Genomic DNA, 21,773 nt, shown 5'->3' on the forward strand with positions numbered 1-21,773 from the left:
GAATGGCGCGGACCTACCTCAGGAAACGACCGGCAGCATCCAGCGCGGGACCCGAACTACCTGCTCCCGCAACGAAAACCGCGAAAGCGAGATCGTTGTCGATGCCCACGAACCATCCGTGTGAACCTGTGCCGCTACCGTACTCCGCCGTGCCGGTCTTGCCCTCGAGGCCAGGAAGGTCGGCGAGTGTCGTCGCGGTTCCGTCCGTGACCGTCTCGCGCATCATCGCGCGCAGATCAGCGTCGACAGTTGCCGGCGTCGGGGTGACGGTGCGATCCGCAGTGCCGGGCTCGCCGAGGATCATCATCGGTGCGGGTGTCGAACCGTGGGCGATGGACGCGGCGACGAGCGCCATCCCGAAGGGCGACGCAGTGACCTGCCCCTGGCCGATTCCCGACTCGACCCGCTCGGCTGGTGTGTCCGCCGTAGGCACGCTCCCGGTGACGGTCGTCAGCCCCGGGGTGACGTAGTCGATACCCAGGCCGAACTGCAGCGCCGCCTGTTGTAGCGCGTCGGCGGGCAGCGAGACGGCCAGACGGGCCATCGTTGTGTTGCATGAGTGCGCAAAGGCGCTGTGCAGCGGGACCGATCCGAGATCGAAATTGTCGTCATTGGGGATCTGGCGGCCCTCGATGTTCTCCGTTCCCGGACACCGCAGCACTGTGTCGGGCGTGACGTCGCCGGACTGAAGTGCCGCCGAGGTGGTCACGGTCTTGAACGTGGATCCGGGCGGATAGAGCCCGGTGAGCGCGATCGCGCCCTGCGCGTCGGCGGGACTGTTCTGTGCGACGGCGAGTATGGCACCGGTCGACGGTTGCAGCGCAACGATCGCCGCGGGCTGCGAGATGCTCGCGAGCGCGTTCTCGGCCGCGGTCTGCATCCGCAGGTCCAGTGTGGTGTCGATGTTCGAGGCCGGCGGGCCGTCCTGACCGGCGACCCGAGTCGCGGTGCCGTCCGGAGCCACTATCTGCACCGCCCACCCCGCCGACGCGTCCTGGGCCTGCTGCCAGACGGTCGTCAAGTCGGCGAGCACCGGCGACGACAGTGCCTTGTCGACGGTGAGCAGTCGGGTCTGCTCTACCAGTTCCACTCCCGGAATCGCGGCCAGCCTGGCCCGAATGGGTGCAATGTCGGAGTCTCGCAAAGTGATCACGGTGACGGCTTGACCGCCTTCCGAACTAGCGAGGTTGGCTCGGAGCGAGTCAGCGGTGATCGTCGGCTCGATCGGGGCGAGCAGCGGGGCGACCGCGGCCGGATCCGCCGACGGCTGCAGGTTGACGAGCGTGACCACCTGTTGCGTCATGATCGGCTGTCCATCGCTCGCCCGCACCTGCGGGGGCGTTCCGGTCGTCACCGTGTATCGAATCGTGGAGTCGGCCTCGAGACCGGGTGCCAACAGTGCCGGATCCCACGAAAGCCGTTGTTCACCCCCAACGTCCACGACCGTTCCCTCGGTGGAGTACTGCCATTGCTCTCCGTCGCCGAAGTCCCAGTCGGCGTCGATGGTGAACGATTCGCCGCTCTCGGCGACCGTAAAGGTGTGTGCCTGGGCGTTCAGCCCGTCGAACATCGCGGTTATCGCCGCAGAGGCGGCTGCCGGGTCGGTCGTCAGGTCCGCGGCAGCCTGGACGTCGCCGGCCGCGAGGGCGTCGGCAAAGCGCTGCTCGGGAGAGGGGCTGTTCCCACTACACCCCGCCAGCACGAGAGCGAATGCGGCGAGCGCAGCGGTCAGGTTCGTCCGGGAGGCGATGCGCGCAGACATGCCCTAGATGATGCCCGAGTTGCAGACCTCGAGGACGGTGGCGAATCTCTGGAAATCGAGTAATCATGTAATCAGTGCAATGGATCGACCGAGGAGGACGATCATGAAAAGAGCACATGGTTTCGGATTCGGACGACCCGGCGGATGGCAACAAGCCGACGTCCCCGACGCGTCCGACGCCGCGGAGTGGTTCGCCGGCAGGCTTCCAGACGACTGGTTCGTCGGCCCCGCTACCGTCGACGTGGACCGTGAGGAGATCGTCGTGACGGGCGCGCTACCGGCCGTCGAAGTCGACGAAGGTGAGTCCTCGGAGGCTGCCGAGGCGGGACGTGTCGCCCGGTTCCGGGAATCCACAAGACCAGCGAGGATGCAGATCGCTGACGAGGCCGAGGACCGATACGGACGAAAGGTTGCGTGGGGCGTCACGATTGGCGATCGGCGAATCTTGTTCACTCACCTCGCTGTCCCCGTCATGACGCGATTGCGCCAACCGGAACGCAAGGTCCTGGACACGCTCGTCGACGCCGGGGTCGCCCGCTCCCGGTCCGACGCGCTGGCCTGGACGGTCAAACTCGTCGGCGCGCACGCCGAGGAGTGGCTCGCAGAGCTCCGTGAGGCGATGCGAAAGGTCGACGATCTCCGAACGGAGGGGCCACAGCTCTAGGTCTGCCACCCGATCAGTCGAGGGTAATCTCGCCCAGCTTGCCAGTTGCGACGTCGAACACGAAGCCGCGCAACGATTCTGTGAGGGTGACGAACGGGCTCGCCTGGATGCGGCGGAGCGACTGGCGGACGTCCTCTTCGACGTCCGGGAACGTCTCGACGGCCCACGCCGGCTTGACACCGGTCTCGTCCTGGACACTGCGTTTGAAGTCATCGTCAGTGAACGTGAGCATGCCGCAGTCGGTGTGGTGTATGAGAACGATCTCGCGGGTGCCGAGCAGGCGTTGACTTATTGCGAGCGAACGGATCTCGTCGTCGGTGACGACGCCACCCGCATTGCGGATCACGTGCGCCTCACCCTCGCTCAGCCCGAGCATCCGGTACACGTCCAGTCGTGCGTCCATACAGGCGAGTACAGCGACGGGCTTGCTCGGCGGCATGGGAAGCGGCCCGGAGAAGTTCTCGGCGTATCGCTTGTTGTTCTCGAGTAGTTCGTCGGTGACGGTCATCGGCGTCTCCCGGTCCGGTGGGTCAGGTACCCACGTGCACGTCCCATGATCGTCGGTTCGACCTCGACATGGAACCCTCCTGTGCCCGGTGTGCGAAACAAGTCGGTTGCGTCGATGTCGAGCCGGCCATACCGTGGTTGGCGTTCTGTTCCCGAGGATCGGAGAGGCCCTTGCTCCTGTCGAGGTGATCCGCGCCCGAGCGCGACGTGTGCATCGCTCACGTCTGCGCGACGCAACCTACCTCGAGGAGCATCCGTATGGCTCAGTCCTCCACGTCCATTTCACTTTCCGACCTCACCTTCTCATGGCCCGACGGGTCCCGCGTGGTCGACGGCCTCGACGCCGTGATCAACTCGGGTCGAACCGGTCTGGTCGGACTCAACGGGTCCGGTAAGTCCACCCTGCTGCGACTGATCGTCGGGCTGCTGCGGCCAGCCCGTGGCTCGGTGACGACCCTTGGCACCGTTGCCTACCTTCCGCAAGATCTCGCCCTCGACCCGCGCGTGCGCATCGACGCCGTCCTCGGGATCGGTGGCATTCGGCAGGCACTCGGACGCGTCGAGTCCGGTGCGGGTACCGACACCGACTTCGACACGATCGGCACAGGGTGGGACATCGAGGAGCGGGCGGTGTCGACGCTGCACCGACTCGGGCTGCGACGCATCGTCTCCGACATAGACGATCTCGACCGCACTGTGGGCGAATTGTCCGGCGGTGAAACGACGCTGCTCGGTCTTACGGCGCAGCTGCTCCACGAGCCGGACATCCTGCTGCTCGACGAGCCGACCAACAATCTCGACGGCGACGGTCGGGCGCTGCTCACCGCCGCGGTGCAGCAGTTCCCGGGCACCGTCCTGGTCGTCAGCCACGACCGCGACTTGCTCGACACGATGGAGTCGATCGCCGAGCTGCGCGACGGCCGACTCCGGATGTTCGGAGGCAACTACAGCGACTACCAGCAAGCGATCGCCGCCGAGCAGGAGGCGGCGCAGGCTGCGGTGCGCGAAGCGCGCAGCGACGTCCGCCGGCAGAGCCGCGAACTCGTCGAGGCGCGGATCAAGATCGACCGTCGTGAGCGATACGGGCGCAAGATGTTCGAGACCAAGAGGGTACCGAAGATCGTGGCGAATTCGCGTAAACGTGCGGCGCAGGAATCGGCCGGCAAGCTGCGCGGAAACCACATCGAGAAGGTCGACGACGCACGACGTGCACTCGCCGAGGCCGAAGATCAGGTGCGCGACGACCGTGAGATCCGCATCGACCTGCCCGACACGGCGGTGTTCCCGGGGCAGCAGGTGATCGCCCTTCCGGGGACATGCCTGCGCAGCGGCCAGACGATCGAGCTAACCGTCACTGGACCCGAGCGCATCGAGCTGGGCGGACGCAACGGCATCGGCAAGACGACGCTACTGCGCGAGATCGCGCGCAGCGGCACGAAGGTGCCGTTCGGGCTCCTCCCCCAGCGACTCGACCTCTTCGACGACGCCAGGTCCGTGGCCGAGAACGTCGCCGCGGCCGCACCGCACGCCCCGGCCGAGCAGATCCGCGCGGGCCTGGCCCGGTTCCTGTTCCGCGGCGCCGATGCCGACGCCCTGGTCTCGACGTTGTCGGGCGGCGAGCGACTACGCGCCGCGTTGGCGATGCTGCTGGCTCCGGATCCCCCGCCGCGGTTGCTCATGCTCGACGAACCGACCAACAACCTCGATCTGCCGAGCCTCGAGCATCTGGTGCAGGCGTTGAACGGATTCCGCGGCGCGCTGGTGGTGGTCAGTCACGACCGCCGGTTCCTGCGCGAGATCGGCATCACCCGGCGACTCACGGTCGACGAGCGAGGTCTCGAGCAAGTCGATTAGGTTGCGGCCAGGTCGGCGGCTACCACGGACGCAGTCGTGTGCGCCAGGATGAAGGGATGTCGATCGAAGGATGCGGCCCATGACCATCGCAGTGACTGGGGCCACGGGCTCCATCGGGAACAAGGTGCTCGAAAGGCTGGGCGGAGGTACCAGTGTCCGCCTGATCGGAAGAAACCCGGAGCGTCTCGCGCCACTGGCCGAGCATTTCAACTCCGGGTTCGCCGTGGCCGCCTACGCCGACGGACCCGCGATGACCGCCGCGCTGGATGGCATCCGGTTGCTGTTCCTCGTCTCCGGCCACGAAAGCGCCACCCGACGCGAAGAGCATGCCACCGTGGTTGACGCCGCTCAGGCAGCAGGGGTGGAACAGATCGTCTACCTGTCGTTCCTCGGCGCGGCGCCCGACTGCACATTCACGTTCGGGCGCGACCACTACTACACGGAACAACACATCCGGCGAAGCGGGCTGAGATTCACATTCCTGCAGGACAGCTGGTATCAATCGATGATCCCGCGGATGGTGGACGATCAGGGCGTCATCCGCGGCCCGGCCGGAGACGGACGCGTCAGCGCGGTGGCGCCCGACGATGTCGCCGCCGCCGCGGCCGCGGTGCTCACGGCCGGCAACGGCGACCACGACGGTGTGACCTATCGGCTGACCGGACCGGAAGCATTCACCCTTGCCGAAGCGGCGGAGATGATCACCACGACGACCGGCCGGTTGGTGAGCTTCGAGAACGAGACCCTCGAGGAGGCATACGCGTCTCGGGCCCACTACGGGGCCTCGGAGTTCGCGGTCGCAGGGTGGGTGACTTCGTACGCAGCGATCGCGGCGGGGGAGTTGGCGACAGTGACGCGCGACGTCGAGACTCTTACTGGCCGACCGCCACAGACGTTCGTCGACTACCTGAACAGCCACACCTGAACCTCCCGCCACGGCGAGCCTTGAATAGTCGGTTCATCCAGTAGCGCAACGAATCAGAGGGCTCGCCGGGGTTGTGGCTGGACCACCCTGATCAGGTGGGCGCGCAGCGCATCGGCAACGATTCGGGATTCTCGAGCTTCATCAGATCCAGCCCGGTTCATAGGTTTCACAAGCCTCGTGTTCCTTACCAAACAGCAATAACAAGCAGGATGCGGGAGTGTCGATGCACCACCTCCGAACGCACGGTGATCCGCGAATCGCCTCGAGCTGCCGTGGGACTTCATGCCTCCCGAGTTGGAGCCGCGTCCGGACCTACTGCAGGACTGACAAACTCGGATTCGAGACGCGCATTGGTGTGCTTCAGTTGCCAGTTGGTCCAGTGCTCGAGGCTGCCGGCCTGGTCGGCATCGAGCCGATCGCACAGCCGGTCCCAGTGAACGGCCACGCGATCACCTACCCGCAGACCGGGCACGAACGGGCCAGCGGGCGTACGCCACTCGGCGAATCCGTCCTCGAGCGGACCCAGCGTCAGCTTCGTTCCGTCGAAACGGAGCCGGCGCGACCGCACCACTGCAGTGCCCGGACGCAACTCCATGACGACACCGTTGCGGACCCGGCACGAGTCGAGGAAGTGCAGCGGCTGCGCATTGCCGGTACCGAGCAGCCGAGTCCATGGATACACACCGAGCACGTGAAACGCATGGGTGGGCGCGACCTCGGGCAGCAGGTCGTCGGTGAGGTACCGCCAGTAGCGTCCGGCGCGAATCCCCAGACGGTCGAGCAGTTCCCGCCCGAAGCGGTCCCGGTCCACGGCCGACGTCAGCTCGTTGCCGGTCCAGTATCCGCGCACCACCCGTTCGTCGAGGGGGTCGTCCAGCCCGGACATCTCGGCTAGTAGCTCCTGGTACGGCCACGCTCCGCGGAATCTCCTCGCCGCCGAGTCGACCTTGTGGACGGCCGCGCCCTCGCTCGCGCAGGCGACGCCTTCGAGGACCGTCGATTCGGACGGGCCACAATATCCCAGGGCGTTCGGCGCGTACGCGTACCGCGCGAACAGCACCCGGCCGGCCCGCGTTCCCCCCGAGCCGGTCATCGCGGCACGTCCTTGTCGGGTTGGATGCGGGAGATCGCCGCTCGGCCGCGGACCAGCAGCAGGTCGTGGATCTCTACGCGGCCGACCAACGTCGTGTCGACCCGCTGCTCCCCGGTTCCCGTCCGGACCAGGGTTCCCGCGAGCGAATCCGAAGACACCGCGACCACTTCCGCGGGCCGTTCCTCGTCGCGGGACGTGACGGACCCGTCCTCGGTGCGCTCGTCGTGGGAAGGATCGGGTTCGATAAGCAACCCTCGGTGTTCCAAGCAGACTTGCGTGAGTTCCCACAGCAGGTGGTATATCAACGCGAACCGACCGGTGACCGGCACCATCGGATCATCGGATTCAACCCACAGGATGTGAGTGGCGGATCCGGATTCGGGCCGCAGACCGGAGCTGATCCAGACCGTGTCGGCACCCCACGCCGGAGCGCGTCGCATTATGTCGCGTACCTGTGGCTGATCGGCGGTCGAGACCGCCAGGATTACGTCGCCCGGCCGGGTCGCGACCCGGCACTGCGCCACCGAGTCGGACTCGACGAGCGAAACCGCCGGAAGGGCACGTTTACCCGTGATCACCGGGTGGGCGAACTCGACCGCCACGTAGTGCGCGTGCTGTTCCCACTGAGGTGAGACGACCCACAGAGTGGCCCCCGTCTGGAAGCGACGGGCCAGGGCAAGCGCAGTGGCCGCGAGGTCCGCGGACAGTTCGGGGTCGATCAACGGGGCTGTCGCATCACTCGTCGTCATGGTCGCACCTCGTCATCCGGATCGGTGTTTTCGCGGCGTTCGAGCGTCGCCAGCCCGAGCGCCGCCTGGCCCAGCGAGGACGAGACCCAGCATGTTCGCCAACCGCGCGACAAACGGCCGGAAGCCGACGCACTGGACGACGCCGCGAACGGTCACCCGGCGCCGCTGCAGCGTGCCCCGGCCGGTGAGGGCCTCCGACGTCATCGCGAATCCCACGTGGATCGTCGCCAAAGCCAAGCCATCTCGACCAAGCCCTTGTCGTCGGTTGCCCCCCGCATCAGCTCGGGCGCTGTGGACGTCATCGAGAAGCCCCTCTTCTCTCGGCGATCACCTGTTCCCGCGCTACCCGGTACGTAGAGCGCCCGTACTCAGTGGCCTTCGTCGTGCGGCTTCTCGTTCAGAATCGAACCCTCGACGACGACTCGCCCCGGTGGGGGCGACGGAGTCTCCCTCAGAGTTCAGGTCCACATTGATCCACAGAACGTGGATGACGCCCTCGTCCGTCTGCTCGGCTTTGGCGTGTTCCGGCGTTATCGCGGCTCTCGTCGACGTCGGCATCGCGGCCACTCCCCCGGGGCTTCACCACCCCTGCGCCACCGGAGTCGACCCTCGGCCCACTTGCGTGGCGCCCACCACAATTAAGGCGCCGGGGGAGCCGGTCTGTCAACGTCGGCACCGATGCTCGGGTCCCGTTCCACTGATCGCGGACAGACCGACCACTCACGCGACGGGATTCAACGATCGTGAGTTCCGCTCAGAGGCTTCAGGGATCAATCCTCGCCCTCGGAGGTCGAACAGTGCCGGGTGCACAAGGTTTCCGACATTCTCTACGAATGCGGGCGGGTCGTTGGAGGGATTCAACAGGTTGACTGTGCCGCACATCATCACGGCGGCGAGATGGCATCGTGATCCCGTATTCACCTGCACTGCAGAATATCCCGCTTCCTGACCCGCAGCACACCGTCCGACCGGACCTCAATGTCCGCGCTGCTGCAGCGCCACAGTCCGAGCTGGAACCAATGGTTCGGCATGTCTGCGGTCAGGCCACGTCGCGGTGCTTGTCTCGAGTGTGGGTCCGGAAGGACTCGAATCCGTCGAACCGGTATCTGCCATCCAGCAGTGGTATCTACCGTGGAATGGTGGTCATGCACCAGGCAATCAACCCGGTCGACGGCGTCGGTGTCGCGTATCGGGTGATCGGCGACGGACCACCCCTGGTGCTCGCCCACGGCACCGCGCTGTCGAGTGCCATCTGGCGCGCGTTCGGCTACGTCGACGCGCTACGCGACGAGTACCAGCTGATCCTGCCCGACATGCGTGGCCACGGCTGCAGCGACGCCCCACCGCAGCCCGAGTCGTACGCGATGGACCTCGTCGTCGCCGACATGATTGCGGTGCTCGACGCCCTGGGCCACGATCAGGCCCACTACCTGGGCTACTCGTTCGGCGGCCGCGTCGGGCTCTCGCTCGCTGTCGCGGAGTCTGATCGTCTACGCACGCTCACTGTCGGCGCCGGCAGCAGCCGTCCACAGGCCGGTTCGTTCGACGAACTGTTCTTTCCCGGATGCATCGACGTCCTCGACCGCGAGGGCATGACGGCATTCCTCGACCAGTGGAACGCACACCGATCGTGGCCACTGGATCCGGCGACCCGAGCGGCGTTCGACGCCAACGACACCCGCGCACTGATTGCCTACCTGCGGCGCACCCAGCTGGAGCCCGGCGTGCCCGACGCCGCGCTCGAAGCGTTGGATGTGCCGACCCTGCTCTTCGTCGGCTCCGAGGACCGCCCACGGTTGTCCGACACCCGGAGACTCGCGACGCTAATCCCCGGGTCGCAGCTCGCCGTCATCCCCGGCTTCGACCACGCAACCACCGTCGCCGCCTCTGAAGAGGTACTGGCGGTCGTGAAGCCGTTCCTCGAGGAACACTGACGCATGGATGCCTCGAAGAGGTTGACTTCCCAGGCCCACCTGGGTCGATAGCGCGATCACATCAGCGGCGTCGACACCGAGAGAGCTTCGAAACAGCGGTCTTTGGGTAGCGCTTGGACGCTTGCGTCACGGTTGTCGTCGGTTGAGTGCTCGCTAAGCCCCTGTTCCGGTGGCCAGAGCTTCGATGAACGCACGAGCACCGTTGAGGGCTCCGCAACCGAGTGCCGCTGCCAGGACGATTCCGGCTGCAGATTCAGCGGGTGTGACTGGGCGGCTTGTTTCCCAGGAGGGCTCTACACGGCCGTTCTCATCTATCGAGAAGCGCGCGAGTTCAGCGCTGCCTTCCGCAAGGGCACTTTCGTCGTCCGTAACGGGAACAAAAAGGTATTCGCGGCCCTCGTAGTCGAACTTCACTCGATACGACCTTCGGGAGAGTCCTCCGTTACCGATGGTCAGATCGATGCTCTGTCCATCAAGTACGAACTTCAGATGCTCTCGCTTTCGCGTACCGATAGGAACGCCTTCTGTCAGTGCTGCACTCTCACTCCGTATGAGAAGCGCGACTGAGGGATTGACCTCCACCTCGTACCGTCCACTTTCGGGACACGTCTCCACACGGACCCGTCGACGCTCTCCGTCTACCAATTCGTACGACGTCATGCGATCCCCACTTCTAGTCGGCTTCGATCCCGGAGTACCCACTCGTTGTCCAGGGCGACAAGAAGCGATCCGGACCCAAGTATTTTGCAGCAGCCCTGGCAACTACATTGGACTGCAACCAGTTGGCGGGTGGACGCATGGTTGTCTCAGCGGGTTGAAGGCACCATCGAGGCGGTTCACATCGAGATGCTCCGGGGCCAATACCGTGTGCCAAACTTCGACCGTGACAGTCTCCGGTGCTCAGGAATTCGGGGATCCCTGTCGAGAGTGCGGCTACCACTGGAAGCAGTCTTTCGAGTCGCTGATGGCCAGCCACTCACAGATTCATTCCGGCCTATCCGCGGCAGTCACTGAGCGCAACTACCGCACGAAGATCGCCGACACCGCGTGGTCGGTCGGCGAGTATGTCTGTCACATCGCCGACAACGAGCACATCTGGGCGGAGCGACTGGCCACCGCGGCCGAAATGGCGGAACCCCGGATAGCGGCATTCGAGCAGGACGCCCTCGCCGCTCCGTAGTCCTTCCGCCGTAGCCGACGTGACGTCCACCCACCGAACCACGGGGAGTTCTCGACAACATTTAGTTAGTGCGCTACTTAATCGTGTATTCTTCATTTCCGTGAGCACGGACATCACCGAATCGGACATCGACTGGGGCGACGTCGACCCGTTGGCGCTGGATCGCCAGCTGTGCTTCGCGCTTGCGGTTGCCAATCGCGCGGTACTCGCGGTCTACCGCCCCCTCCTCGAGCCCATGGGACTGACGCACCCGCAATATCTCGTCATGCTTGCGCTGTGGGGGGACGCACCGATGTCGGTCAAGGAGATCGGGCAGGCCCTCCAACTCGACTCGCCCACCCTGTCCCCGCTCCTCAAACGACTCGAGTCGAGTGGACTGATCACCCGCACCCGTAGTGCCGCCGACGAGCGGCAGTTGATCGTCGAGCTCACCGGCTCCGGCAAGGCCCTGCGCACCCAGGCTGAACGCATTCCCGGCGCCGTGGTGAAGCGCCTCGGTGTGGATCTCGCCGAACTCGAAGAACTGCATTCCGCCCTCACCCGAGTCAACGCCGCCGCCCTACGTGCCGGGGCGCTGAGCGAGTGAACCGCCCCTTCGGATCAGGAACAGGTACACACGACATGACGACCCAGAACAAGGTCCGCCGCCCCAACCCGGTGCAGTGGATCGGCTACGCATGCGGCCGCAAGCTCCCCGACTCGATGCAGGACTGGGTCCGCAAAGACCTCATCGGCGACTGGGCCATCCCCCGCCACATGGTGCGATCCATGGTGCCGTTCATCCCGATCTTCGCGGCGTTCTTCCTGTTTCCCGGACCGGTGTGGCTGCGCGGTTCGATGGTCCTCCTCGGCCTGTTCCTCGCCCTGTTCTTCGCGGCCGCCTACATGGAGCAGAACCGCCGACGCCGCCTCGAAAGGCACGGACTCTCACCGGATCTCGAGAATCCCAAGAAGGTCGCCCGCTACCACGCCGAGAAGGCCGCCTACGAGAAGGCGCACCCGCACACGTTCTAGAAACGGCGATTCGTGTGCCTCGGCACTACCGCGGCCTCGGCACTACCGTTCAGCCTCGCCGAGTCGTTGCCGAAGATGCTCACGCTCGGGTTCGGTCCCGACCAAGTCGAGCGCGCGCCGGTAGGCATCGGCCGCCTCGCGCCGGCGCCCGAGGCGGCGCAGTAGTTCCGCCCGTGCCGCCGGGTACGGGTGGTGCGAGCGCAGCAGCGGGTGGTCGCCGAGGTCGTCGAGGAGCGCGAGACCGGCCTCGGGTCCGTCACGCATTGCGATCGCGACCGCTCGGTTGAGCATCACGATCGGTGACGGCGCTATTCCCAGCAGGACGTCGTACAGGGCCACGATCTGCGGCCAGTCGGTGCTCGCGACGTCGGCGGCCTCGTCGTGCAGCGCCGCGATCGCGGCCTGAACTCCATAAGCCCCGGGTGGGCCGCCGGTGAGGGCGACCAGCACCAGCGCGGTCCCCTCCTCGATCATCGGATGGTCCCACTCGGAGCGATCTTGATCATCGAGCAGCACCAAGCCGCCGCCCGGAGCAGTGCGCGCGCCGCGGCGGGCATGGACGAGCAGCATGAGCGCCAGGAGACCGGCGACCTCACGTTCGTCGGGCAGCAGCCGATGCAGGACCCGCGTCAGCCGGATCGCTTCCTCGGCGACGTCGAGGCGTTGCAGTCGCGGCCCACCGCTGGCGGCGTACCCCTCGGTGAAGATCGAGTACAGGACTTGCAGGACACCGGGCAATCGCTGTGGGAGTTCGTCGGGCCCCGGCACCCGGAACGGTATCCGGTTCGCCCGAATCCTTCTCTTGGCCCGCACTATTCGTTTCGCCATCGTGGCCGGCGACACGAGGAACGCGCGCGCAACCTCGGGTGTCGTGAGGTCGGCGAGGCAACGCAGGGTGAGGGCGGTGCGGTCCTCCGCCGACAGTGCCGGGTGCGCGCAGGTGAAGAACAGTTGTAGACGCTCGTCGGGGAGGTCGCCATCGATATCCGCAGGCGGAGCGGGGTCGGCGCGATCCGCCTCCACCTGTAGCGCCGCTATCCGCGCCGCGAGGACCTGGTCACGCCGCAGTCGGTCGACGGCCCGGCGACGCGCTGTGGTCAACAGCCAGGCGCCGGGCTTGGACGGCACTCCGTCCACCGGCCAGTGCCGTAGAGCCGCCTCGATGGCCTCCGACGTCACCTCCTCAGCGAGGTCGAGGTCGCCGAACCGGCTAACCAGGGCGGCGAGCAGCCGACCGCGTTCCTCTCGGAAGACCGCCTCGACGGACGCCTCCGCGTCGGGTCCGCGGCCGCTGCCCACCGCAGCCATCGGATGTCAGTTCTCGAATTCTTCGACCGGGCGGATCACGATCCGGCCGCCGCCGCGCGATCCGGGGCACCGCGCCGCCCAGTCGAGTGCGACGTCGAGGTTGGGCACGTCGATGACGTAGAAGCCGCCCAGCACCTCGCGGGTCTCGGCGAACGGCCCGTCGGTGGTGACGGTGCGTTCGCCATCCGGCCCCACCTGAATGCTGGTGGCCGTGGTCAGATCGGCCAGCCCCTCCCCCGAGACGAAGATCCCGGCGTCCATGACCTCCTTGTCGTAGGCCACCCAGTCCTCTTGCGTGGGGCCATCACAGACGTCGGCGGTGGACTCGGCGTTGATCAGCAGCATGTACTTCATGTCGTCTCCTCCTCGGGAGGTTCTCGTTGCAGTTGCGGTACACCATGACGACGAACGAGAAGGCCGCGAATGGACAGGGCCGAAGAAAAATCCCGCCCACCTACCCCAGCCGTCACCCCATCAGGGGGTAAGTGTGGTTGCAGCTGGGTTCATTCTGGCAAGGTCACGTCACTTCAGACGCGGACGGAGCCAATCCACGAGATCATCGAGCACCTTCTCCTGTTCGGGCTCGTTGAAAACCTCGTGGAACAGTCCGTCGTACGTCTTCAACGTCATGTCCTGCGTCCCGGCCCGCTCAGCGACCATCCGGCTGCCGGAGATATCGACGACACGGTCGTCGGTGCCGTGCAGGACCAGCGTCGGCATGGTGAGCGACGAAACCCGCTCAGGGAAACTCTCGGCCGCGAGGACGAGACCGCGAGCGATACCGGCCTTGATCATCCCGTGGTACACGAGGGGGTCGGACTCGTATGCCGCGACCACCGCCGGGTCACGGGAGACCGCCTTCACGTCGAGGGTCTCGACCGGGAGACCGGGCACGAACCGCCCCACGATCTTGCCGAGTTCGATCACGAACTTCGGCTTCTTGGTGACCAACTCGATCGCCGGCGCGGACAGGATCAGCCCCGCCAACTCTTCACCGTGGTCGAGGGCGTAGGTCAGCGCGATCGCCCCACCCATGCTGTGTCCTAGCAGGAACCGCGGCAGTCCCGGATTCTGGGCTGCCGCGATCGCGGACAGGCGGTGCAGATCGTCGATGAACTCGGACCAGTCGCGCAGTTCGATCCGCTTGCCGCCCGAACGTCCGTGCCCACGGTGATCGGGGGCGTACACCACCAGACCGAGCCCGACGAGACGGTCGACGACGTGGTCGTACCGGCGAGCGTGCTCGCCAATCCCGTGTGCGAGCAGCAGGATGCCCGTGGGCGCACCCTCCGGCCGCCATACGTCGTACACGATCCGGGTGCCCTGCACCCCGCTGAATTCCGCCTCTGTGTGCTGCACGAATGCGAGTCTAAGGGGATCTGCCCGGTCGCGTGGGCGCTTGTCAGAGCAAGATGCGGGCGGCACGATGAAAGTGTCCCCCGACGGGAGTGGCCATGAGCACGACCAATGCCCCGTACCTGAGGTATACCGACCAGACGGGCCGCCCACGGGAGGTGACGCTTTCCGTGGACAGCCCCCGAGTCACGGTGGGGCGCTCGTCCGACGCCGACGTGGCACTCGAGTCCGACCCGGAGGTCTCCCGCCTGCACGCGACCATCGAGTGGATCGGTACCGGCTGGACGATCGTGGACGACGGCCTGTCCCGCAATGGCACCTTCGTCAACGGCGAGCGGATCTCGGGGAGACGCCGATTGCGCAACGGCGACAGCATCCGAATGGGCAACTCGGCGTTCGTGTTCCGAGATCTGTCTGCTTCGGGCGGTGAGCCCACGCGGATTGCGGCCGACGTCCCGACAGCGCGGTCGCTGACGGCGACGCAGCGCGCGATCCTCGTCTCGCTGTGCCGACCGTACAAGCACAACGCGGCGTTCGCGAACCCCGCGTCGAACCAGCAGATCGCCGACGAGGTGTTCCTCAGCGTCGACGCCGTCAAGACTCATCTGCGGGCACTGTTCAAGAAGTTCGGGGTCGAACAACTACCCCAGAACCAGAAGCGCCTCCGGCTGGTCGAGAAGGCGTTGAACAGTGGAGTGATCACCGAACACGACTTGTGAGCTTGACCTCGAGCACGAGAGCCTCTGCCTAACATGAGAATTAGATCTTCCACTGAGCCAGGCGGTGACATGCCGTTCGGCGCCCGCTCCTGACGCGGCATTGGAACGAAAGGCACAACGGCGATGACTGATTGGGCGATCGACACACAGAAGTTGACCAAGCACTATGGTGACGTCGTCGCCGTCCAGGATCTGGACCTGCAGGTCACTCAGGGGGAGATCTTTGGGTTCCTCGGCCCCAACGGGGCCGGCAAGACAACCACCATTCGCACCCTGCTCGACCAGATCCGGCCCACCTCTGGAGCTGCGACGATTCTGGGTCGTGATGTGCACCGAGACGCCCTCGAGATCCGCCGGCTGATCGGATATGTGCCGGGTGACCTGGCGCTGTATCCACGGCTCACCGGCAAGGAGACGCTGCAATACTTCGCCCGGCTGCGAGGCGGAGTCGAGCAGTCTTACATCGACGAACTCGCCGAGCGACTCAAGGCCGATCTGTCCCGCAAGGTCGGCGACTATTCGACGGGCAACCGGCAGAAGATCGGTTTGATCCAGGCGTTCATGCACTCACCCGCACTGTTGGTGCTCGATGAACCTACCGCAGGACTCGACCCGCTGATCCAGCAGGAATTCCACGCCATGCTCGAGGAGGTTCGCGACGAAGGACGCACGGTGTTCCTGTCCTCGCACAGCCTCTCGCAGGTCGAGCGGGTTGCCGACCGGGTCGGGATCATCCGAGAAGGGCGACTGGTCGTGGTCGAAGGGGTGGACGACCTCAAGCGCAAGGCCATCCGTCGGATCGACTTCGAGTTCGCCGATCCAATTCCCTCTGGCACCTTCACCGGGGTTGCCGGGGTTCACGAGGCGTCGGTGGAGCGCCGACACGCCACCGTCTCGTTCGAGGGCCCGGTCAACGACATCCTGAGGGCGGCCATGGCCCACGAGGTCCTCAACCTCAACAGCCGCGAGTCGGACCTCGAGGAGGTCTTCCTGACGTACTACCGCGACGCTGTGTCCCCGGGTGGCAACCAGGAAGGGAAGGTCTCCGATGTCCACTGACATCCTGACCAAGGACGTGCGTGAGCGCCGGGCGCCTGTGCTGGGACTCGCGGCGGTGTTGGTCGTGTTGACCGTCTTCGCCCTCGCGATCGGCGCGGGACTCGAGGACACGATCGCCGACCTCACCGAGAGTTTCCCCGAAGCGCTGAGTGCGTTCATGGGCGCAGACGTTCCAGGCGGCTACGTGGTCGGTGAGGTGTTCAACCTGATCGCTCCCCTGGCCCTGGTCGGCTACGCCGTGGCGGGCGGTGCCCGCGCCACGGCCGGGGAGGAGGAAGACGGGACTATGGCGGTGCTGGCCGCGCAACCGGTCACCCGCACGGGCATCCTCGCCTCCAAGGTCGGCGGACTGCTCCTGGCCCTGACAGCCGCCACCGTACTGTTCTGGGCATCCGCCGCGGCCTCCAGCGCCCTGTTCGGGATCGGATTGACGCAGAGTGCCATCGCCGCCACCTGCCTGCACCTGCTGATGCTCGCCGTCACCTTCGGCGCACTCGCGGTGGCCGTGGGAGCGATCACCGGCCGGCCCAGCGTCGCCGCCGCCACCGCCGGATCCGTGGCGGCCCTCAGCTACGTCACCAACGCCATGCTTCCGCTCGCCGATCTGGATGGCTGGGCGCGGCTGAGCCCCTGGTACTACTACTCCGGCAACACGCCCCTGGCCAACGGCCTCGACCCGACGCACCTGCTGGTGCTCGCCGCGCTGGCTGCCCTCGCGCTCATCGTCGCGTTCTCGGTGTTCGAGCGTCGCGACCTGAAGGGATGAGCTTCGATGACCACACACGGCAACGCGCCACTCCGCCACCGAGCCGAGATCCTGCGCCCGACAGACAGACTCGCCACAGCCCGCGCATTGGTCGGCAAGGCGATCGTCGACCGGATGGCGCTGTCCGTCGTTATCGGCTCACTGATGGTGGCGATGGGCCTGATGGTGGGCGCACTGTGGCCGCCCCTGAAGGACGCGTTCGCCGAAATCCCCACCGCGCTGACGGACACGTTGGCTAGAGCGTTCGCCGGGGCAGACTTGACCACCCCGGCCGGTTGGGTGAACGCCGAACTCATGTCGATAGTGGCCCCCGCGGGGGCGATCGCGATCGGGGTGATTTCCGCAGTTCGTGCTACCGCCGGAGAAGAACAGGACAAGACCCTCGGGATCCTGTTCGGCGCACCCGTGGGCCGAATCCCGTTCCTAGTCGCCAAGATCGAGGCCATGATCGTGCACGTCCTGGTGGTCTGCGCGTTCCTCGCCGGCGGTCTGATTGTCGGCAATATGATCGGCGACCTGAACCTGACTGCCGCCGGGATCTTCGGTGCCGCTGCGCACACCGCGCTCCTCGGAATCTTGTTCGGGATGATCGGCCTCGCGCTCGGAGTCGGTACGGGCAGCCGTCGGGTCGCGACTGCCGTCACCAGCGGCCTCGCAGCCCTCGGCTTCGCAGTGAGCGTGTTCCTGCCGCTCTCCGACACCCTCGCCGGTGGTGCGAAGATCAGCCCCTGGTACTACTACACGGCATCCAATCCGCTGGTCAACGGCCCCGACTGGACACATCTGCTGGTCCTGGCTGGGGCGACGTTGATCGTCGGCGTCATCGCCGCGGCCGTCTTCGAGCGCCGTGACCTGCGCGGCTGAGCCGGACTCCGAAGCGACAACCTCTCATCGCGGTTCCGAATTGTCACACTTCTGCACATATCCGGGCGTAGTCTTGACTTAATCCAAAAAGGGGGCATAGTCGAGGTATGGGTACCACATCGAACTACCCAGAGATGCTGCGTGCCGCAGACCTTCGCGTGACCCGCCCGCGGGTCGCGGTCCTCGATGCTGTGCACGCGCATCCACACGCCGACACGGACTCGATCTACATGGCCGTATGCGACAGCCTGCCCGACGTGTCCCGGCAAGCGGTGTACGACGTGCTGCGTGCCTTGACCACCGCGGGCCTGGTGAGGCGCATCCAGCCCTCCGGTTCCGCGGCGCGATACGAGGCGCGGGTCGGCGACAACCACCATCACATGGTCTGCCGATCCTGCGGAACCATCGCCGACGTCGACTGCGCTGTCGGCGAGGCCCCCTGCCTGAAAGAATCAGACCCCCAAGGCTTCTCGATTGACGAGGCCGAGGTCATCTATTGGGGACTCTGTCAGGACTGCTCGACCGCACAAAGTTCATGATCACATTGGTGATCACCGCTCGATCCGTCGACTCTTGGAGAGGATCTCGTGTCCGAAAACGTAACTCGCGAAAATGAAACGAATGAGAAGGGGCAGTGCCCGGTCATGTCGGGCGGTGGCCCGCAACGAGTGACGGCCTCTGACAACCGTGACTGGTGGCCCACCGGCCTGAATCTGAGGATCCTCAAGAAGGACCCCGTCGTCGGCAACCCGATGGGTGGGGACTTCGATTACGCCGCAGAGTTCAAGACGCTCGACCTCGCTGCTGTCAAGGCCGACATCGAGGCCTTGATGACCGACTCGCAGGAGTGGTGGCCCGCCGACTACGGCCACTACGGTCCGCTCTTCATCCGGATGGCGTGGCACGCCGCCGGGACCTACCGCATCCAGGACGGTCGCGGTGGTGCGGGAGCCGGTATGCAGCGCTTCGCTCCCCTCAACAGCTGGCCGGACAACGCCAGCCTCGATAAGGCCCGGCGCCTCCTGTGGCCGGTCAAGAAGAAGTACGGCAAGAAGCTCTCGTGGGCCGACCTGATCGTCCTCACCGGAAATGTCGCGCTCGAGTCGATGGGCTTCGAGACCTTCGGCTTCGGCGGCGGCCGCGTGGACCAGTGGGAGCCCGACGAGGATGTCTACTGGGGGCCGGAGCACACGTGGCTCGGCGACGAGCGCTACACCGGCAAGCGCGACCTCGAGAATCCGCTGGCCGCGGTCCAGATGGGTCTGATCTACGTCAACCCTGAGGGCCCGAACGGCAACCCGGACCCGATGGCAGCAGCAGTCGACATCCGGGAGACGTTCCGCCGGATGGCGATGAACGACGTGGAGACAGCCGCTCTGATCGTGGGTGGCCACACCTTCGGCAAGACCCATGGTGCCGGCCCGGACGACCTGGTCGGTCCCGAGCCCGAGGCCGCACCTCTGGAGGAACAGGGCCTCGGCTGGAAGAGTTCCTTCGGCAGCGGTGTGGGCAAGGATGCGATCACCAGCGGCCTCGAGGTTGTGTGGACGCCCACCCCGACCAAGTGGGACAACACCTTCCTGGAGACCCTGTACGGCTACGAGTGGGAGCCGGCGAAGAGTCCCGCCGGTGCCAATCAGTGGGTCGCGAAGGACGGTGCCGGTGCGGGCACAGTTCCCGACCCGTTCGACAAGTCGGCAGGGCGACCACCGACCATGCTGACGACCGACCTCTCGTTGCGGGTCGATCCGACCTACGAGAAGATCACCCGCCGCTGGCTCGACAATCCGGACGAGTTGGCGGAGGAATTCTCCAGGGCGTGGTTCAAGCTGACCCACCGTGACATGGGTCCTATCGCTCGCTACCTGGGCCCCGAAGTTCCGCAGGAGGCCCTGGTCTGGCAGGACCCGATTCCCGCCGTCGATCACGACCTCGTCGGTGCCGGCGATATCGCTGACCTGAAGAGCTCGATCCTGTCGTCGGGACTTACTGTCTCGCAGCTGATCTCGACTGCATGGGCAGCGGCGTCGTCGTTCCGAGGCAGCGACAAGCGCGGTGGCGCCAACGGTGGCCGCATCCGCTTGCAGCCGCAAGCCAACTGGGAGGTCAACGAGCCCGACGAACTCGCGCAGGTAGTGCGCACGCTCGAAGGGATCCAGGAGTCGTTCAACTCCAAGCAGACCGGCAACACCAGGATCTCGTTCGCCGATCTCGTCGTCCTCGGTGGCTGCGCCGCCGTCGAGCAGGCAGCGAAGAACGCCGGCTACGACATCCAGGTGCCCTTCACGCCGGGCCGCATGGACGCCACCCAGGATCAGACGGACGTGGAGTCGTTCTCCGTGCTCGAGCCGAAGGCCGACGGGTTCCGCAACTATGTCGGCAAGGAGCTGCGTCTGCCAGCCGAGCACGCCCTGATCGACAAGGCGAACCTGCTGACCCTGAGCGCGCCGGAGATGACCGTCCTCATCGGTGGTCTGCGCGTCCTGGGGGCAAACCACAAGCAGTCGTCGCTCGGGGTCTTCACTTCGAACCCCGGATCGCTCACCAACGACTTCTTCGTGAATCTGATCGACATGGGCACGAAGTGGGAGCCGACCTCCGAGGAGGGAAGCTACGAAGGCCGCGACCGCGCGACCGGCGAGCTGAGGTGGACTGGTAGCCGCGTCGACTTGGTGTTCGGGTCGAACTCGGAACTGCGTGCGCTCGCAGAGGTCTACGCATGCGACGACGCGAAGGAGAAGTTCGTGCAGGACTTCGTCGCCGCGTGGGACAAGGTGATGATGCTGGATCGGTTCGAACTCGCCTGATCACCATTCGGTGATTGGCACGAGGACCCCCTGTGGATTGCTTCTCAGCTATCCACAGGGGGTCTTCTGCGCTCCCCAAGGAGCTATCCACTCGCGACTACTCCGGCCGTTTGCCACCCATGACATCCCTCAAGATCGGGCATTCGACGGCCCATGCGCCGGGGGCGGTCATCTGCCAATGCGTCGCCGGCACTGGGTAGTTGTGTACCTGTCCGGTCACGGCCCCATCCCATTCTCGTACGGCCCGGGTTCCGGTGTCATCGTCAGTCATCGCGGTGAAGAACACGATGTCGCCGTTGAAGCGTTCGGGGCAGTATTCGAACATCAACCGGGCGTTACGTTCCGCAGTCGACAGGAGTCGCCCCAACACCTGTTCCGCTCGTTCGACGGATTGTCCAGTCAGCCGTGCAAATTCGGTGGTCACGGCTTCGAGACTCAGGTCCGACAGGGTGGAGCCCGCTACACTCTCGTCTACACCGAATCCGCCCAGCAGGTCGCTCATGGTGATGCTCTTCGGGGATCCGTCCTCCGCCCCGTTCGAGCCGACGAAACTGTCCATCATGGCCAACAACTCCACCTGCTCGCCTATCGCCTGAAGTTGGATCGCCATCGCATGCGCAATGACGCCGCCCAACGACCAGCCAAGCAGCCGATACGGACCGACAGGCTGAACCGCACGGATCTCGCTGATGTACCGCCCCGCGAGTTCCTCGAGCGATTCGGGCACGAAACCCTCCTCGAGGATGGCGGGACTCTGGACTCCGTAGATCGGGATGTCTCCCTCGAGGCGCTGGGCTAGACCCATATAGCACCAGGACAATCCGACGCTCGGGTGTATGCAGAACAGCGGCGCCGCCGCACCGGACTCCAGGATGGGAAGCACCGGGCCGAAGCCCTCCCCTGCCGGGCCCTCGACACCGGCGACGATTCGACTGGCCAGCGCTTCCACTGTGGGATCCGAGAACAACCACTGCAACGGCACGGTCGTGCCGGTGTCGCTTCGCAGCCGGGCCATCACGCGGGTCGCGGCCAGCGAGTTCCCGCCGAGGGCGAAGAAGTCGTCGTCGAGTCCGACCCGGTCGATGCCGAGGACGTCCGCGAACACGGCGGCCACGACCTGCTGGACCGGGGTCGTCGGCGCCCGGAACTCGCGGGTGTTCCACCGCGGCGGCGGCAACGCCTTCCGGTCCACCTTCTCGCTGGCGGTCACCG

At 65.8% G+C, this 21,773-nt stretch carries 21 protein-coding genes and 1 pseudogene; 13 read left to right on the forward strand and 9 right to left on the reverse strand.

Going from position 1 to position 21,773, the window contains the following annotated elements:
* Positions 1 to 13 precede the first annotated feature (13 nt).
* Positions 14 to 1,762, reverse strand: a complete 1,749-nt coding sequence (locus tag EGT50_RS14105) for a penicillin-binding transpeptidase domain-containing protein (protein ID WP_127955266.1) — start codon at positions 1,760 to 1,762, stop codon at positions 14 to 16.
* Between the two features lie 103 nt (positions 1,763 to 1,865).
* Here EGT50_RS14105 and EGT50_RS14110 point away from each other — a divergent pair, with 103 nt between their 5' ends.
* Positions 1,866 to 2,426 (forward strand): hypothetical protein, encoded by a 561-nt coding sequence (locus tag EGT50_RS14110; protein WP_127955267.1) that lies wholly within the window; start codon positions 1,866 to 1,868, stop codon positions 2,424 to 2,426.
* Between the two features lie 13 nt (positions 2,427 to 2,439).
* Here EGT50_RS14110 and EGT50_RS14115 read toward each other — a convergent pair whose 3' ends face one another.
* Complete coding sequence (locus EGT50_RS14115; RefSeq protein WP_127955268.1) at positions 2,440 to 2,934, reverse strand: beta-class carbonic anhydrase; 495 nt, start codon at positions 2,932 to 2,934, stop codon at positions 2,440 to 2,442.
* A 257-nt stretch (positions 2,935 to 3,191) separates the two neighbouring features.
* Here EGT50_RS14115 and EGT50_RS14120 point away from each other — a divergent pair, with 257 nt between their 5' ends.
* Both EGT50_RS14120 and EGT50_RS14125 read left to right on the forward strand, forming a co-directional pair.
* Complete coding sequence (locus tag EGT50_RS14120) at positions 3,192 to 4,787, forward strand: ABC-F family ATP-binding cassette domain-containing protein (protein ID WP_127955269.1); 1,596 nt, start codon at positions 3,192 to 3,194, stop codon at positions 4,785 to 4,787.
* Positions 4,788 to 4,866: 79 nt separating this feature from the next.
* On the forward strand, positions 4,867 to 5,712 hold the full coding sequence (locus EGT50_RS14125; protein ID WP_127955270.1) for an NAD(P)H-binding protein: 846 nt from the start codon (positions 4,867 to 4,869) through the stop codon (positions 5,710 to 5,712).
* Positions 5,713 to 5,992: 280 nt separating this feature from the next.
* On the opposite strand, the gene EGT50_RS14130 is transcribed toward EGT50_RS14125, so the two are convergent.
* The 3 genes and pseudogenes from EGT50_RS14130 to EGT50_RS17410 form a co-directional block, all read right to left on the reverse strand.
* Positions 5,993 to 6,805 carry a DUF6390 family protein gene (locus EGT50_RS14130; protein WP_127955271.1) on the reverse strand — a complete coding sequence of 271 codons (813 nt, stop codon included), beginning with the start codon at positions 6,803 to 6,805 and terminating at the stop codon, positions 5,993 to 5,995.
* Positions 6,802 to 7,554, reverse strand: a complete 753-nt coding sequence (locus EGT50_RS14135; RefSeq protein WP_127955272.1) for a hydrogenase assembly protein HupF — start codon at positions 7,552 to 7,554, stop codon at positions 6,802 to 6,804. Before EGT50_RS14135 ends, EGT50_RS14130 begins: the two co-directional genes overlap by 4 nt.
* An 81-nt stretch (positions 7,555 to 7,635) precedes the next feature.
* A pseudogene (locus EGT50_RS17410) lies at positions 7,636 to 7,758 on the reverse strand (acylphosphatase); the annotation flags it as partial.
* Between the two features lie 941 nt (positions 7,759 to 8,699).
* Between EGT50_RS17410 and EGT50_RS14145 the strand changes: the two are divergent.
* From EGT50_RS14145 to EGT50_RS14165, 4 genes are all read left to right on the forward strand, one after another.
* On the forward strand, positions 8,700 to 9,488 hold the full coding sequence (locus EGT50_RS14145; RefSeq protein ID WP_164873419.1) for an alpha/beta fold hydrolase: 789 nt from the start codon (positions 8,700 to 8,702) through the stop codon (positions 9,486 to 9,488).
* 883 nt (positions 9,489 to 10,371) lie between these two features.
* Positions 10,372 to 10,668 carry a DinB family protein gene (locus EGT50_RS14155; protein WP_127955275.1) on the forward strand — a complete coding sequence of 99 codons (297 nt, stop codon included), beginning with the start codon at positions 10,372 to 10,374 and terminating at the stop codon, positions 10,666 to 10,668.
* Between the two features lie 100 nt (positions 10,669 to 10,768).
* A complete protein-coding gene (locus EGT50_RS14160) occupies positions 10,769 to 11,254 on the forward strand; it encodes a MarR family winged helix-turn-helix transcriptional regulator (RefSeq protein WP_206615829.1) in 486 nt (161 codons plus the stop codon).
* 35 nt (positions 11,255 to 11,289) lie between these two features.
* Positions 11,290 to 11,682 carry a DUF5313 family protein gene (locus EGT50_RS14165; protein ID WP_127955276.1) on the forward strand — a complete coding sequence of 131 codons (393 nt, stop codon included), beginning with the start codon at positions 11,290 to 11,292 and terminating at the stop codon, positions 11,680 to 11,682.
* A 42-nt stretch (positions 11,683 to 11,724) separates the two neighbouring features.
* Here EGT50_RS14165 and EGT50_RS14170 read toward each other — a convergent pair whose 3' ends face one another.
* The 3 genes from EGT50_RS14170 to EGT50_RS14180 form a co-directional block, all read right to left on the reverse strand.
* Positions 11,725 to 12,990 (reverse strand): RNA polymerase sigma factor, encoded by a 1,266-nt coding sequence (locus EGT50_RS14170; protein ID WP_127955277.1) that lies wholly within the window; start codon positions 12,988 to 12,990, stop codon positions 11,725 to 11,727.
* Positions 12,991 to 12,996: 6 nt separating this feature from the next.
* The gene (locus EGT50_RS14175; RefSeq protein ID WP_127955278.1) at positions 12,997 to 13,344 is read right to left on the reverse strand and encodes a YciI family protein; all 348 of its coding nucleotides are present in this window, start codon (positions 13,342 to 13,344) and stop codon (positions 12,997 to 12,999) included.
* 168 nt (positions 13,345 to 13,512) lie between these two features.
* Positions 13,513 to 14,349: an alpha/beta hydrolase gene (locus EGT50_RS14180; protein WP_127955279.1), complete on the reverse strand. Its 837-nt coding sequence runs from the start codon at positions 14,347 to 14,349 to the stop codon at positions 13,513 to 13,515.
* Between the two features lie 95 nt (positions 14,350 to 14,444).
* Between EGT50_RS14180 and EGT50_RS14185 the strand changes: the two genes are divergently transcribed.
* From EGT50_RS14185 to katG, 6 genes are all read left to right on the forward strand, one after another.
* Positions 14,445 to 15,065, forward strand: coding sequence for an FHA domain-containing protein (locus EGT50_RS14185; RefSeq protein WP_127955280.1), 621 nt, complete (start codon positions 14,445 to 14,447; stop codon positions 15,063 to 15,065).
* Between the two features lie 123 nt (positions 15,066 to 15,188).
* Entirely contained in the window at positions 15,189 to 16,124 is a 936-nt protein-coding gene (locus EGT50_RS14190) for an ABC transporter ATP-binding protein (RefSeq protein WP_127955281.1), read from the forward strand.
* On the forward strand, positions 16,114 to 16,890 hold the full coding sequence (locus EGT50_RS14195) for an ABC transporter permease (protein WP_127955282.1): 777 nt from the start codon (positions 16,114 to 16,116) through the stop codon (positions 16,888 to 16,890). The genes EGT50_RS14190 and EGT50_RS14195 overlap by 11 nt, the downstream gene beginning before the upstream one ends.
* Before the next feature lie 6 nt (positions 16,891 to 16,896).
* Positions 16,897 to 17,754, forward strand: coding sequence for an ABC transporter permease subunit (locus EGT50_RS14200; protein ID WP_127955283.1), 858 nt, complete (start codon positions 16,897 to 16,899; stop codon positions 17,752 to 17,754).
* Positions 17,755 to 17,861: 107 nt separating this feature from the next.
* A complete protein-coding gene (locus EGT50_RS14205) occupies positions 17,862 to 18,293 on the forward strand; it encodes a Fur family transcriptional regulator (protein ID WP_127955284.1) in 432 nt (143 codons plus the stop codon).
* A 48-nt stretch (positions 18,294 to 18,341) separates the two neighbouring features.
* Positions 18,342 to 20,561 (forward strand): catalase/peroxidase HPI, encoded by a 2,220-nt coding sequence (gene katG, locus EGT50_RS14210; RefSeq protein WP_164873415.1) that lies wholly within the window; start codon positions 18,342 to 18,344, stop codon positions 20,559 to 20,561.
* A 97-nt stretch (positions 20,562 to 20,658) separates the two neighbouring features.
* On the opposite strand, the gene EGT50_RS14215 is transcribed toward katG, so the two are convergent.
* Positions 20,659 to 21,773, reverse strand: a 1,115-nt coding sequence (locus EGT50_RS14215) for a thioesterase domain-containing protein (RefSeq protein WP_235870754.1), incomplete at its 5' end; no start/stop codon positions are given.

Source organism: Rhodococcus xishaensis (assembly GCF_004011825.1).
Lineage (GTDB): Bacteria > Actinomycetota > Actinomycetes > Mycobacteriales > Mycobacteriaceae > Prescottella > Prescottella xishaensis.

What these genes read in the sequence shown, in the direction of transcription:
- EGT50_RS14105 (WP_127955266.1), bottom strand. Translation starts at nt 1,762, where the DNA reads ATGTCTGCGCGCATCGCCTCCCGGACGAACCTGACCGCTGCGCTCGCC.
- EGT50_RS14110 (WP_127955267.1), top strand. Translation starts at nt 1,866, where the DNA reads ATGAAAAGAGCACATGGTTTCGGATTCGGACGACCCGGCGGATGGCAA.
- EGT50_RS14115 (WP_127955268.1), bottom strand. Translation starts at nt 2,934, where the DNA reads ATGACCGTCACCGACGAACTACTCGAGAACAACAAGCGATACGCCGAG.
- EGT50_RS14120 (WP_127955269.1), top strand. Translation starts at nt 3,192, where the DNA reads ATGGCTCAGTCCTCCACGTCCATTTCACTTTCCGACCTCACCTTCTCA.
- EGT50_RS14125 (WP_127955270.1), top strand. Translation starts at nt 4,867, where the DNA reads ATGACCATCGCAGTGACTGGGGCCACGGGCTCCATCGGGAACAAGGTG.
- EGT50_RS14130 (WP_127955271.1), bottom strand. Translation starts at nt 6,805, where the DNA reads ATGACCGGCTCGGGGGGAACGCGGGCCGGCCGGGTGCTGTTCGCGCGG.
- EGT50_RS14135 (WP_127955272.1), bottom strand. Translation starts at nt 7,554, where the DNA reads ATGACGACGAGTGATGCGACAGCCCCGTTGATCGACCCCGAACTGTCC.
- EGT50_RS14145 (WP_164873419.1), top strand. Translation starts at nt 8,700, where the DNA reads ATGCACCAGGCAATCAACCCGGTCGACGGCGTCGGTGTCGCGTATCGG.
- EGT50_RS14165 (WP_127955276.1), top strand. Translation starts at nt 11,290, where the DNA reads ATGACGACCCAGAACAAGGTCCGCCGCCCCAACCCGGTGCAGTGGATC.
- EGT50_RS14170 (WP_127955277.1), bottom strand. Translation starts at nt 12,990, where the DNA reads ATGGCTGCGGTGGGCAGCGGCCGCGGACCCGACGCGGAGGCGTCCGTC.
- EGT50_RS14175 (WP_127955278.1), bottom strand. Translation starts at nt 13,344, where the DNA reads ATGAAGTACATGCTGCTGATCAACGCCGAGTCCACCGCCGACGTCTGT.
- EGT50_RS14185 (WP_127955280.1), top strand. Translation starts at nt 14,445, where the DNA reads ATGAGCACGACCAATGCCCCGTACCTGAGGTATACCGACCAGACGGGC.
- EGT50_RS14190 (WP_127955281.1), top strand. Translation starts at nt 15,189, where the DNA reads ATGACTGATTGGGCGATCGACACACAGAAGTTGACCAAGCACTATGGT.
- EGT50_RS14195 (WP_127955282.1), top strand. Translation starts at nt 16,114, where the DNA reads ATGTCCACTGACATCCTGACCAAGGACGTGCGTGAGCGCCGGGCGCCT.
- EGT50_RS14200 (WP_127955283.1), top strand. Translation starts at nt 16,897, where the DNA reads ATGACCACACACGGCAACGCGCCACTCCGCCACCGAGCCGAGATCCTG.
- EGT50_RS14205 (WP_127955284.1), top strand. Translation starts at nt 17,862, where the DNA reads ATGGGTACCACATCGAACTACCCAGAGATGCTGCGTGCCGCAGACCTT.